Genomic DNA, 13,764 nt, shown 5'->3' with positions numbered 1-13,764 from the left:
TATTTACAATATCGCGAGAATTCGAGTACGTATTTGTTTCTATTGGGTTTTCTTGTTTACGATGTAACGCGCCGGGCGTGCTTCTTGTAACTTTTGTAAATTTCGGATCGGTTCATGGGTCAGCGCAAAGAGAAACTTCTGATTGGAGCAAAGCTGCGACGCCTGCGCCGCACGCTGGGCCTGACCCAGGCCCAGATGGCTGACGATCTCGACGTCTCTGCAAGCTATATCAACCTGATCGAAAGCAATCAGCGACCGGTCAGTGCAAAACTGCTCGTTGCACTCGCCCAAGTATATGATTTCGACCTGAGCGATGTTGGCGGCGCCTCTGATGCGCGTCTCGCATCCGAATTGATGGAGGCGTTGCGGGATCCTGTCTTCGACGCGGGCCCTGTCGGAAAGAATGATGTGGAGGATGTGGTCAACGCCAACCCGGACATCGCCAAAGCATTTCTGCGACTCTATTCCCGCCATCGCGAAATGAGCATTCGGCTTTATTCCGACGCAAACCCGCTGGCTGACCGCGAAAAGGTCGAAGTCCTTGAACAGACTGACCGCAGCGTCGACTCGGTGCGGGAATATTTTCATGAGAACCGGAACTTCTTTCCTGAAATCGACGAGGCAGCCGAAGCGCTCTCTGCCGAGCTTTTTCTGACCACGGATGAACCCCACACAACACTGACGGATCGCCTCAAGACGCGGCACAATTATCAGGTCCGGATTGTCCCGGCCCATGTGATGCCGGATCAGCTTCGCTATTTCGACCGCCACCATCGCAGAATTGACCTGTCAGAGCTTCTGCATCAGTCCGGACGCAGATTTCAGCTGGCCGTTCAGATCGCCCTGCTCGAATATTCGGATCTCATTTCCGATCATGTTGACCGGGCCGGACTGCCCGATCGCAGCGCCCGCAACCTGGCCAGCGTCAGCCTCGCCAACTATTTTGCCGCCGCCCTTCTGATGCCCTATTCCCGTTTCCTGAAGGAGTGCGAAACCACGAAGTATGATATCGAATTGTTGAGCCACCGGTTCGGCGCCAGTTATGAACAGGTTGCGCATCGGCTGACCACGCTGCAAAAGCCGGATGCGCGCGGTATCCCGTTCTTCTTCGTTCGCATGGACAGTGCCGGCAATGTGTCGAAGCGATTCAGCGCAGGCCGATTTCACTTCTCCAAGTTTGGCGGCGCCTGCCCGCTCTGGAACATCCATGATTGCTTCGCCACACCAGACCAGGTTCGGACACAGATCATTCAGATGCCGGACAGCACAACCTATTTCTCCATTGCGCGCACAATGTCCCGGTCTGAAGGGGCGTTTGACCGCCCCCCGACGAAATATGCCATCGGCCTCGGGTGTGACATCGCCTATGCGCCACGCCTGATCTATGCGCAGACCCTCAATCTGGAGGCCATTCCCGTGACATCGATCGGCGTGAACTGCTATATGTGCGAGCGCGAGAATTGCCCCTCAAGGGCGCACGCGCCCCTGAACAAGCGTTTGGTATTCGACACCCGGTCGCGCGGCGTTTCTGTCTTCCGGTTTCAGGACGGCTAGAAAGACATCGGGAGACCACAGGCCCGCAAATGCGACTTGCCCCCCGTTTCGCGGGCACATAGACCGGGTATCCATGACGTGTCTTGAGCCCTTCACCTCGACGGACAGCGGCGGCCTTCCTGCCGGAATCATTGCCCGCATGGTGGAGCATGTCTCCGCGGATTTCGATGGCACGCCGCTCAGCCCGGAAGATGCCGTCCGGGTTTCACGCATCAAGGCACCGGACAGGCGGCAGGAACTCGACCGATCGCTGAGGGCAGTGCAGCAGGTCCTGCCCGACTGGCTCGACCGCCCAGCTGCCGATTGCATGATCACCCGGGATTCGAAAGGGGCGCCGACCCTGCCGTCGATGCCGGGCACACGGATCTCCCTCTCCCGTACGGAAGGCTGGACCGCGGTGGCACTCTCGCCTTCCGGTGCCATCGGTATTGATGTCGAACGCATCCGCCCCCTCGAATGGCAGCCCATGCTCAGCATGGTGTGCGCCCCGGAGGAGGCGCGCCTGCTGCTCGGCCTCGACCATGGCGTGCTGGACGCCTTCTATCGACTGTGGACCGCGAAGGAAGCGGTGATGAAGGCAGCCGGAGAAGGGTTCCGGATGGGCGCGCCCAAACTGCGACTGCCCGATGCATTCCTGACGGGGGACGCTTGCGCAGCCAGCCTGTCCAGCGCGCATGGAACGTACGACGTGCGTTGCGCGCAGCAGGGAGACCTCATGGTCAGCCTTGCCATGGCCGCAGACTAGCCCCGGTCGACAAGCGCCAGGCTGAACGGGTCAACTTCATAGACCCGGAGTCCATCACGCCACAGACTCCCCCGCGCGGTAATAAGATACCCGTCGCCCCGTTCCTCGATCGCGGTGATCTCCATGACCGTCACAACCTCGCGCTTGTCAGGCGTGACCTGACCACGATAGCTCCACTTCATCGGCGCACCGGTGGCAATGGTCTCGACATGCGGCTCTGCCATGCCCTTGTCCAGCCCCTTGAGAAGGATGGCCCGCGCAAGCAATTGGGCCAGCGCATCCAGCCCGAGCGATCCCGGCTGGACAGGGTCCTGATAGAAATGCGCCTTGAAGTACCAGGCATGCGGATCGACGGTCTGTCGCCCCCGGATCAGGCCGAGGCCCGCTTCGCCCCCTTCCGGATCGAAATAGTCGACAGCATCCAGCATGCGAAGGCGCCCGCCCGGCAGGCGCGTCTCGATCTTTCCTGTCTTCACCTTCTGTCCCGGCAGATCAAATGCCGCCGAAAAATGCGGCTTGTCGGAAAGGCCGGCCTGCCTTGCCAGTGCCGCGGCCGGGAAGAAGCCGAATTGCGTGGTCAGGTCCAGCACCGGCGCACCGTCCTTCAACGTCACTTTCACGGCGAAGGTGACAATCGTCATCGGACCCACGCGCGAAAAGGACGTCAGCTCACTGTCGATAGTCAGCGTCCCATCCTCCGGGCCGAGTTCGCGGTGCAGGACGCCGTCGCCCTCCAGATTGCGGAATTTGAGGTCCCCCGACAGGGCAAAGCCGCAATGGCTGGCAAGCCAGCCGCAAGGCTGCAGCGCGATCTCCGACAAGACCGCAAACGGCATGGCGCCGTTGCGATTGTCGTCGAAATACCAGGCATCCGGCGGGATATCATATTCCGCACGGACCCTGGCCCCCTGTTCCGGAATGCCGGGCCGGGTCGACACGTCCAGCACGCGCGTCATCATGTGATACGGTACCTGCGGCAGGCGGGGGACAATCCCTTCCCGGTCGAACCGGTCATACATCTCACCGAATGCCGCAGACGGGGCGCCATTTGCGCAGTCCAGCAGCGCGGCATGGTCTCCCCGGCTTTCCCCCTGAGGTCCGGTCCGGATCGGCTGTTGCGCAACGCGCGGAGCCGGCCAGTCCCGGCGCAACCGCAGTCCGAAGCGCGGGCAATGGAATACCTTCTTGCCGTCTGAACTGGCCAGAAGCGAGGCATAGATTTCCGGCGTCTCGCCATCGACAATCTCGTCGATGAATACCTCATAGGTCACATCGTGATCCGCATCCGGAATGACCTGCCCCCGACAGACGAACTGCGCCATATGGCCGGGCACAGGTTCGAAAACATACCCGTCGCGTTCCGTCAGCAGTCCAGCGGCCGCCGCATAGAATTCGAGCGTCTGGACCGCTGCTTCAGCCATCAGCGTGCCCGGCATGCAGGGATCATTGTGGAAGTGGCCGTCATAGAACCAGGACTCCACCGGCACATGCGCACGTGCCTTGAGGTATCCCCTGCCCCACGGCCCGCCTTCGGGATCGAAGGCTTCGACATCATCAAACAGGGCGAGGCGGTCCTGCGGCAGGCGGTGCGGACGGGACCGCGCGGCGGCCAGTTCGAACCCGTCGCCGAAACACGCCCATGCATCGCCGGCCCGATAGGCATCGACATCCTCTGCGGTGAAAGCCCGCTTCCGGCTGGCCCCTTCTGCCTCGAAGGGGGCGGGATGCGCGGTGGGCGGCGCATCCTTTGCGGCATCCCACATGACCCCCTTGCCCGAGGCGAGTTCCTCGTCACTGAAGAAGCCGGCCTGACCATTGCGAACCGAGAAGACACGGCGGTCACCCGCCATGCAATCATACTGGAAGAAGAACATGCGCACGCCGGCCAGTGTGGCATGACCCGTGATTTCGATCTGGAAGCGCAGCGTTTCGCCAGGCTCCGGCAAGCCGCCTTCATGGAACGTGATCTCGCATCCAAGCAGTCGGTAGACGCGGTCATCCTGATTGCGGAAATCCGCGCCCATCCAGCCGATCAGGGTCAAATCGGCCTGACCACTTTCAATCAGCGGCCCGGGCCGGATGCGGCCATCATGGATGAACCACTGATCTTCGGTCAGATCAGTCTCGGTCCAGATGACCCCCGTGCTCTCCACGCCGGCTTCCGCATCGATCCCCGTGATACGATCCACCAGTAGGAGCGGCGGTGCCGGCAGGCGCACCTGACGGGCATATTTATCCTGCTTTTTGAACGCCTTCCCAAAGAATGCGGACATCTTGCCACGGGCAGACTTCTCGATCTCTGGATAGTCCCAGTTCGGTCCCGTGGGTGCGCGCGGCAGGAGCGGTTCAGTGCCGGCAATAACCTTGCGGGGCGCTGGCAATGGACGATCCGGCGGGGGCGGCGCAAAGCGGGTCGCTCCTTCCGGAACAGCCGGCGCGCGCGACTTGGGATAGGCAATCGCGGACAGCACAGGCGCCACCGGCATGCGGCCAACCCTGGCAAGCGGCGGTACCACCGGAATGGCATATGGCACCGGGCGCGTGAGCGGCCAGGGCGAAGGGCGCGCCGACCGATTGCGGCGGGCCGCGTCCAGCGCTTCGGCAACCGGCTTCATCCGGATTGCGCGCCCATCGGCAAACAGGAAGGCCGCAAGTTCCGCGACCTGTGACAGGTCGGCCGCTTCAATCCGATCGGTCGCGGCGGCCCGATACGGTTTTTCTCTCAGAATATTGCCCAGCGCCGATGTCAGCGTATCGCGCGGGCCCAGCTCCACAAATGTGCGCACGCCATCCTTCCAGGCCTGCTCTACCGTAGGCGGAAAATCCACCGTGTCGACAGCCTGCCGGGTCAGCATGTCGGCCGCGCGTTCGCTTGTCGGCTCGTAGGCGGCATTGATGGCATTGGCATAGAGACGGACCTTTGCGCCCTCATGCATCTTGCGCGTGTGCAGACGACGCCACGTGTCCGCAAATGGCCGCATGGCCCTGGCATGCACGATGAGGTGCTGATGCATCTTGGCGCCGCTGCCGGGTCCAAGCGCTGCGCAGACCCGTCGGCACGCTTCAGCCGGGCCACCGATCATGCAATCGTTTCGCGAATAGATGATGGTGATCTCGACGCCGTCATGTTTCGCGATCTCGGCCTTCACCGCCTCGACCGGTGCCTGGATCCGCCAGTTCGTCCAGTCGGCCGGAACGTTTGGCCCCCAGGCCTCCTTCGCGGTTTCGAAGTCGCCGCCAATATGGCGCTCATACATGGCGGCGTCGGAAATCTCGTCCAGAAGCGCGCCGGGATCCCGCCAGAACCCGAACGCAAACAGCGCATTGCTTTCACCGAGGGAGAGCCCGAGCGCGGCATCCGGCTTCACGCCCAGAATGTCCTGCAGCAGGATGGCGTGTGCCTGACTCAGCAATGTGCCCGCACACAATTGCTCGAATTCGCTCAAACTAGCCCGGGCGAGCAAGGGAGCAATCTCTACCGCCTTGTCGAGTTTGGCCAGTCGCTGTCGCAATTCCGGGAAGGCCGACAATAGGCCGCGTCCCATACGCGGATAGACTGCGGCAGACCCGGTAAACATGAAGGCCAGTTCGCCCTCGGCTTTGCCTTCGCCAAACCGGATGCCCTCGCCTTCCGGCACCCTGCCCTGCGCCAGGTCTGCCTGCGCCAACTCCTTACGGATCTGGAACTCTTCCTCGGTTGCGGCCACAATGGCGACGCGGCACTTGCCGCGTCCCCCGGTCCTCCCGAAAGTGATGCGGGCGGCTAGCGCCGCCTTGTCCTTTGCCGATGCCCAGAACAGGAAGGGCGTCGGGCGCAAGGCGTCCGGCACCGGCACGGCCGATGCGGGTCGGAACATAACCGATCCGGCGCGGTTGGCAGAACTCGCGCCAACCGCGATCGCGTCGCGGCCCGTGTCTGTTCCCAGATCCGGCACAGCCCCGTCCGGGGTGAGAACCTGACCGCGCGCCGCCAATTGGGATCGCAGAGCCAATTCGAAGAGTGTCGACGCGCAGGGAGCGACCCCGAAGACCGTATCGAGAACGTGTGTCTCGTCCGACGGGGCCTTGGTCTTCGTCCAGTCTGTCTGGCCGACCGTCCCGAACCTCCGGTCCCCTGCTGCATCCGCATCCTCTGACCGTTTGAGCACGAGCGCGGCGGCCTGATCCCCGGGTCGGGCAGTCATGCCGAGGGCTGACAGGGCAGCCGCACGCACAGGCTCGGCCGCAAAGTCCGCCGCCGCAACAACCGCCATGTCGAGACGTCCAGCCTGCAGGGCTTCGCAGGCGAGGTCCAGCGCGGCCAGGCCGGAGGCCGCCTCTGCAGACACTGAAAAGCCCATACCCTGAAAATCACGCGCATAGGTCACGCGGTTGGCGGTCATGTTGGCCATTGCGCCGAGCACGGTGGCCGCCTGCAAGGGCGGTGCAATGGCCGACTGACTCGTGACGTACGCATCCGCACCGGGAGAAAGGGCGCTCAGCGCCGACAGGCGTTCCCGCAAAAGCCAGCGCGCCGAATCCGATGCACATCCCATGGCAGTAAAGATACCGACCCGACGGGGATCGACGGGCGCAGTGTCTCTCAGGGCTTCCTCGACCGTGTCGAGAATGGCCAATTGCTGCGGCTCGGCTTCCATCAGGTCCGTTGGCGGAGTCCGCGCCGATTTCGGATCTGCACCGATATTCGTGCAGGCAGGTGCAGGTTTCAGCGGATAATTCATGATCCGGCGCACGACGGCGTCGGCACCGCGATCTCCACCGGCCATGAGGCCGGTTCCGCAGACCACGATGTCGGGTATGGACGCTTCTTCCTCGGGAGCGCCCGTCGCTTCAGCCTCGGGCACGTACTGGTCCAGAATCAGGTGCGCATTGTTGCCGCCGAATCCGAAATTGCTGATCGCTGCGCGACGGACCCCATTGCGGGGCTCCCAGCTGGCGGCCTCCTGGATAACGCGAACTCCGTTGCCCTGCGCTGGCGCGATCAAATCACCGTCAATCGGCGTGGGCGGAAGGCTCTCCCGTTTGAAGGCTTCTGTCAGCTTCAGCAGGCTGGCCAGTCCGGCGCAAGTGATGAGATGGCCCGTATTCGCCTTCAGAGACCCGATGGCGAGGTCTTCGTTTCCGGCGAACATGTCGACGGAGGCCCGCACCTCGACCCCGTCACCAGTGGGCGTGCCGGTCGCATGGCATTCAAGGTAGGACACGCTGGCCGGCTCGAGGCCCGACATGTCATAGGCCCGCTGCATGGCTTCCGCCTGCCCCTCTGCCGAGGGAGCGAGCAGCCCCTTGCGTCGGCCATCATTCGACAGGCCGATCCCGCGAATGATGCCGTGCACGCGATCCTTCTTGCGGACATCGGAGAGGCGTTTGAGGACAACGGCCACGGCACCCTCGGATGGCACAAGTCCGTCCGCCCCCTGCACAAAGGGCCGGGACCGTCCGGTCGGGCTCAAGGCCTTCAAGGCGTCAAATCCGATATGCAGGATCAGATTGTCTGCAGCATTGACCCCTGCAACAAGCGCGCAATCGATCGCCCGCGACTGAAGACGACGACACGCAATCTCCAGGGCATAGAGCGAGGACGCACAGGCCGCGTCCAGAGAGAAGGCCGGACCGGACAGGCCCAGCACGCCTGCAATCAGGTGCGGCGGCAGGGACGCATTCAGCGTTTCGCGCGGATCACCGGCGGCCTGCCCCGCCCAATGGCTGGCCGCGTGCCGGGCGTGTGCTGCAGTCGGGTAGGACAGGTTTGCAACGAAAACACCCCCGCGGCCCTTGCGGATTTTCGGCGTGCGGGCGTCCGCCCATGCCTCCATGGCAGCATGAAGCGACCAGCTGCATACGGGGTCCAGCGCGGCTGCCGACTGCCATGCCTCTGGTATCCTGTCCGGATCGAACACAGCGTCGAACCCATTGACCGTCCCGGAAACATAGCCGCGTTCCCCGGCATCCATTGAGGACAAGCCCAGCCGCTCTGGCGCGACGGGTCCGTACACGACGCGTTTGTCAAAGACAATGTCCCCCAGTTCCGCCGGACTCATGGCGCCGGGAAGGACAGATCCCTGTCCGACAATCGCGATGGGCTCAAATCGGCTCGACTTGCTCATCCTGCCCACTCGTCCCCGATCAGCAGTTCCACCTCGGACCGGTCGCCCTGCAGGATCTGGTCTGCAAAAATCCGCGAGCCATCCTTGAGGCCGATCAGGGAGATGCCGCGAGCGGCGAAATGGCCGGCCAGCGAAGAATCGACCATGCCGCCCGCCCACGGGCCCCAACAAAAACTCTTCACAGTGGCGTCCGGAAGATCGGCCGCAAGTTTCCGGGCCACGGCCCCGAGCCAGGCGTTCGCCATTGCATAATCACTTTGCCCGGTATTACCGAACACGGCAGACGCTGACGAGAACAGGCCAATATGCCGCAAGCGGGAGGGATCGAGCACATCCAGCAGCATGGCGAGGCCTTCAACCTTTGGCCCGAATACATGCGCGACATCCTCACGGGTCTTTTTCAGCGCGAGGCCGTCTGCCAGAACCCCTGCTCCGTGCACCAGGCCGGTAATGGGACCGTATTGCTGTGTGATGGCATCCACGGCCGACACGATACTGTTGCGATCCGACATGTCCGCCTGAAGATAGACTGCCTGCGCCCCGGATGCCGTGATGGCGTCCAGGGTCGCGCGGATTTCCTGTCCAGCGAGCAGTATCCGGGCCTCCCGGTCGATGTCCGGCAGGGAGGGCTTTTGCCCGCTGGCCCGTGCGGCGGCGATCAAGGCGCCGCGCAATTGTTTCGTATCCGTAGTGACCTCGATCCCTGCCGGCCATGGCGCAATAGCTGACCGGCCCACGAGAACGAACACGCTGCCGGGCTGCCGTCGGGCGAGTTCCATCACGCATGCCGAAGTGACCCCCCGCGCGCCGCCGGGCGCAAACCAGACATTGCGGGTCGAAGGCACCGAAGGAGTAAGTCGCGGCGCGCCGGCAATCTGTTGGACCGAAGCGCCATCGACCGTCAGGTCGGCATCCTGCACGCCCGCAGCGAGCGCGCGCAGGATGAGCGCGGCTTTCTCATCTACTGGGGCAGCCGCAGGGAGCGACCAGGTGTCAATCTGTTGCCCCGGCCATTCCTGTCGCAGGGTGCGGGACAGTCCGCCAAGCCCGGACAGGCGGTCGAAATCGCCGGCCCCTGCAGGCTGCAGCAGCACGATCCGGCCGCCGCGCTGGTGAAGTGTGCGGCATTGATCCAGCACTTGCCAATGGCGTTCGGTGACCGGCAGGCCGGAAAGTCCTTCCGTCAGAATAACGGTACGCGCGCCGGACCCCATCGCATCCAGCAGGCCCGCACTGGCACCTGCCCCGTTCAGGACACCGACAAGTGCACGCGCCATGTCCGGGTCTGCTCCCGATATGGCAAAAGGCCCTTGCGATGCCAGATCCTCGCGCACGTCGAAGGGGTGCGGCGCTCCCATGGAAACCACGCGTACCGAGCTTTCATAGTCCGGGACCGGGCCGGCCTGAGGGCCGGGACGGGAGAGCGCTGCGGGCGCTCCGCCGTCCCCTATCCAAAAAAATCCGCGATGGCCCGGATCGTGCGCAGATCAGCCAGCACTTCCGGGTCGACTTCAGGCAGCTCCGGATGCTGGTCGCGCAAAGCTGACAGGATTTCCACCTGCTTGATCGAATCGACACCCAGTTCGCCTTCGAGGTCCATATCGTCCTCCAGCATGTCCTCCGGATATCCGGTCTTTTCTGCAATCAGGGCCCGGACCGTATCGGCGGAGATCGCCCCATCGGGCACAGCCGCCATGGGTGCTGGAGCAGGTGCTGCAGACGCGGCCGTCTGCGGTGTGCCCGCGTTCGAGGCATCGATCATTGCCGCGATGGCAGAGATGGTGCGCAACTCGACCAATTGTTCCGGGTCGATCTCAGGCAGGTCCGGCATGCGTTCGCGCAGTGTGGAGAGGATTTCCACCTGTTTGATCGAGTCGACGCCAAGTTCGCCTTCAAGGTCCATGTCAGGTTCGAGCATGTCTTCCGGATAACCGGTCTTCTCCGCGATGATGCTGCGCACGAGGCTGATGGCATTCCCGCTCCCCGGCGCCAGGGCTGCGGGGGCGGCCGGTTCGGCAACGGGCTGCGTCTGAACCGGTGCGGCAGCCGGCTTGGGTGCAGGTGGCGGCGCTGCAGCTGGCGGAGCCGCCTGCGTAGCGATATCGGGCTGCGCGGACATGGCAGGCGGCGGCGACGCCACCGGGGCCGGCAAGGCCACCGGAACTTCACTGCGAACCGGCTCACTCGGCACATGACCGGCCAGTTGGGCCGCGACGTTCAGGAAGGCTGAGTGCGCGGTAGACATGGCCGCCATATAGTCCGCATGGCGCTGTGAAACTTCCTGCATGATCCGTTCAGTCGTGGACGCCGGAGCGGCGACCCCTGAACTTCGTTGTGGGGCGGAGTGCGAACCGGCGGAAGATTTGTCTTGGGTCATGGGAGTGCCTGTCTGTTCTGGAAGGTCTTGAACACTCGGGCGTGGCATGGACTCTGCCTGAGCGGGAGGAGGGCTGAACGCTGCCGCTGCTGCGGCTGGTTCCTGGACGGATGGTTTTTCCGGATTGGGCGGTGCCCGTCCGGCCGCGCCATTGGCGGGCGGATAGGGCTTGTTGTAATTGCCCCCGGTGATCTTCACTGCATGCTTCGACGGCGCAGGCCGGGGCGGCTGCGCCGGCACGCCGTCGAACAGGGCGGCATAATCGAGATCGAGACCGGACACGCCCAGTGTCGCAACCGCCAGCAGGAACTGGTTCACGCCATTGCGGCGTTTGTGATCCAGCGACACGGCAAGGTGTGGCCGCTCGCCCAGAATATGCCCGACAAGGCCGGTCACGACCCCGCCTGGGCCGACTTCAACAAATACCCGCGCCCCGTCCGCATACATGGCCTCGACCTGGTCCCGGAAGCGGACCGGCTGGATCAGCTGGTCGGCGATGAAGGCCGGCAGATCTGCGACCTTGGCCTTGTATTTGCCCGCCGTGGCATTGGCATAGACATCCAGTTTCGGCGCGCGCAGCTTCTGTTTGCCCAGCACCTTCTCGAAGGGCGGAACGGCTTCGGCCACGATCTCGGAATGGAAGGCCGTGGCCACCGGCAGCAGGCGGGCCTTCAGGCCCCGCGCATCGCATTCGGCTTTCGCCGCCTCCACCGCGGCCTGCCCGCCGGACAGGACGACCTGATCCGGCCCATTGTCATTGGCCAGAACCAGCCCCTGCCCCACCGTCTTCAGCACTGACGCAATCGTCTCGGCGTCGGTCTGGACAGCGAGCATGGCCCCCTTCGTGTTGCCCGCAGCCTTTGCCATCAGCGCGCCGCGCTCTGCCGCCGCGGTGAGCGCGGTGTCGGCATCCATCACCCCGGCCAGGTGCAGGGCCATGATCTCGCCGAAACTGTGCCCGGCCGCCATGTCCGCCGCCAGGCCGAGCCGTGACAGCAGGCCGAGTTGCGACAGCGCAACCGCGGCAATGGCCGGCTGGGCATGCTGCATCTCGGTCAGGGTCTGGGTCTGCGCTCCGAAATCGACCTGATCAAAGGCCGCTGGCGGGAAGGACAGCCTGTCCAGCCGCAGCTTGCCGGTCCGCTTGTGGCTGGCCGCCCGGTCCCAAGCCTCGCGCGCTGCCGGGAAGGCCATGGCGAGGTCTGATCCCATGCCGACATACTGGCTGCCCTGCCCCGAGAACATGAAGGCGATCTTGCCCTCGACCGGCGCGTCAAGCGATGCGAAACAATCCACCTTGAACGGACGAACGCCGATCTCTCCCGCCCGCACCTGTGCGGACAAGTTCGCAGCCTTTGCCTCCAGGTCGGACACGGATTCCGCGATGATCGCCGCGCGCGCCACAGCCCCCGGATCAAATCCGGCATGGCTCTGCGAAGCGGCATGCGCGAGCGCGACATCCTCCAGGCCGTCAGCTACGCCCGCAATGGCCGATGCAAGCGCCTCGGCGGAATCGGCGCTGAACAGGAACAATTCTGCCGGAAGCACCCGGTAGGGCCGGACCGCCGTCTTGCCGGTATATTCCTCCAGCGTGACATGGAAATTGCTGCCCCCAAATCCGAAGGAACTGACCGAGGCACGGCGCGGACGTTTCTTCGGTGCGATCCACGGACGCGCCTCTGTGTTCAGATAGAAGGCGTTGCTGTCCTTGATGACATCGGCCGGCTCCTCGATCTTGATCGTGGGCGGAAGGATTTTCCGGCTGAGCGCATTCACGACCTTGACGAGACTCGCCGCACCTGCGGCCGCTTTCGTATGACCGATCTGGGACTTGATCGACCCCAGCGCACACCAGGGCGCGTCAGTCTCGACCTCGCCGAACACAAGATGCAGACCGTCCAGCTCAGCCTTGTCCCCGGCCTTGGTGCCTGTGCCATGCCCCTCCACCAGGTCCACGGCGTCCGGACCGTAACCTGCCTGCGCATAGGCCCGCTTCAGCGCGCGGGCCTGGCCTTCCGGGACCGGCGCATAGATTGCCGTACCCTTGCCGTCAGAGCCGCCACCGAGCCCCCGGATCACGGCATGGATCGTGTTGCCATCCCGCTCGGCATCCTCTAGGCGCCGCAAGGCCAGCATGCCGATCCCCTCTCCCAGCATGGTGCCGTCTGCCGCGTTCGAAAACGGCCGGCAATCCCCGGTCGGAGACAGGGCCGGTGTTTTCGAGAAGCACATATACATCAGAATGTCGTTCAGCGCGTCGACCCCGCCGGTGAGCACCGTATCGCTGTCGCCCGAGCGAAGCTCGTGCAGGGCAATGCTCAGCGCGGACAGGCTGGATGCACAGGCCGCATCCGTCACCATGTTGCTACCGCCAAGATCGAACCGGTTGGCAATTCGTCCGGCCACGACGTTTCCGAGCAGTCCGGGAAAGGTTGCTTCCTGCCATTCGACATAATGGCTTTCGATCCGCTCGGCGAGCGCCGCGACCTCGCTTTCCGGCAAGCCGGCCTCACGCATGGCGTTGACCCAGACAGGCCGCTGCAGCCGTCCGGCCATGTGGGCGGTGAGTTCGGTGGCAGACGCCACACCGAGAACGACACTGGTGCGGGATTTGTCGATGCGCCCTTCACTGTCTCGCTCGATGTCCTGCAGTGTTGCATAGGCTGCGACAAGGGCCAGCAATTGCGCCGTATCCGTTCCTTCCATCGCCTTTGGCGGAATGCCGAATGTCAGCGGGTCGAACGCGACGGGATCGATGAACCCTCCGCGGCGGCCATAGGTCTTGTCCTTCGCGCGCGGGTCTGCGTCGTAATAATCCTCGGTCAACCAGTGACTCGGCGGCACATCCGACAGCAGATCGCGTCCTTCGAACACGTCGCGCCAGAAGCCGGTGACATCTCCCCTGCCCGGGAAGATGGCACCCATGCCGACAATGGCGACCGGTTCAGCGGGGCCTTTGGTCATGATGGAAGGACCTTCTG

General features: G+C 63.8%; 5 protein-coding genes. 2 read left to right on the top strand and 3 right to left on the bottom strand.

Annotated features, from left to right (window positions below; genetic code table 11):
• Positions 1–114 precede the first annotated feature (114 nt).
• Together HF955_RS08250 and HF955_RS08245 are read left to right on the top strand one after the other, a co-directional pair.
• A complete protein-coding gene (locus HF955_RS08250; RefSeq protein WP_291079070.1) occupies positions 115–1,554 on the top strand; it encodes a short-chain fatty acyl-CoA regulator family protein in 1,440 nt (479 codons plus the stop codon).
• Between the two features lie 73 nt (positions 1,555–1,627).
• Positions 1,628–2,299, top strand: coding sequence for a 4'-phosphopantetheinyl transferase superfamily protein (locus tag HF955_RS08245; RefSeq protein ID WP_291079069.1), 672 nt, complete (start codon positions 1,628–1,630; stop codon positions 2,297–2,299).
• Here the strand turns inward: HF955_RS08245 and HF955_RS08240 are convergent.
• The 3 genes from HF955_RS08240 to HF955_RS08230 all read right to left on the bottom strand — a co-directional run bounded on the left by HF955_RS08240 (position 2,296) and on the right by HF955_RS08230 (position 13,747).
• Positions 2,296–8,406 carry a beta-ketoacyl synthase N-terminal-like domain-containing protein gene (locus tag HF955_RS08240; RefSeq protein ID WP_291079068.1) on the bottom strand — a complete coding sequence of 2,037 codons (6,111 nt, stop codon included), beginning with the start codon at positions 8,404–8,406 and terminating at the stop codon, positions 2,296–2,298. The two genes, HF955_RS08245 and HF955_RS08240, sit on opposite strands and share 4 nt — an antisense overlap.
• A complete protein-coding gene (locus tag HF955_RS08235; RefSeq protein ID WP_291079067.1) occupies positions 8,403–9,683 on the bottom strand; it encodes an SDR family oxidoreductase in 1,281 nt (426 codons plus the stop codon). The genes HF955_RS08240 and HF955_RS08235 overlap by 4 nt, the downstream gene beginning before the upstream one ends.
• A 170-nt stretch (positions 9,684–9,853) precedes the next feature.
• Complete coding sequence (locus HF955_RS08230; protein WP_291079066.1) at positions 9,854–13,747, bottom strand: beta-ketoacyl synthase N-terminal-like domain-containing protein; 3,894 nt, start codon at positions 13,745–13,747, stop codon at positions 9,854–9,856.
• Positions 13,748–13,764: the final 17 nt, after the last annotated feature.

Source organism: Hyphomonas sp. (genome assembly GCF_017792385.1).
Lineage (GTDB): Bacteria > Pseudomonadota > Alphaproteobacteria > Caulobacterales > Hyphomonadaceae > Hyphomonas.
Note: the sequence above shows the minus strand (reverse complement) of the source record. Positions and strands in the feature narration are given on the sequence as shown.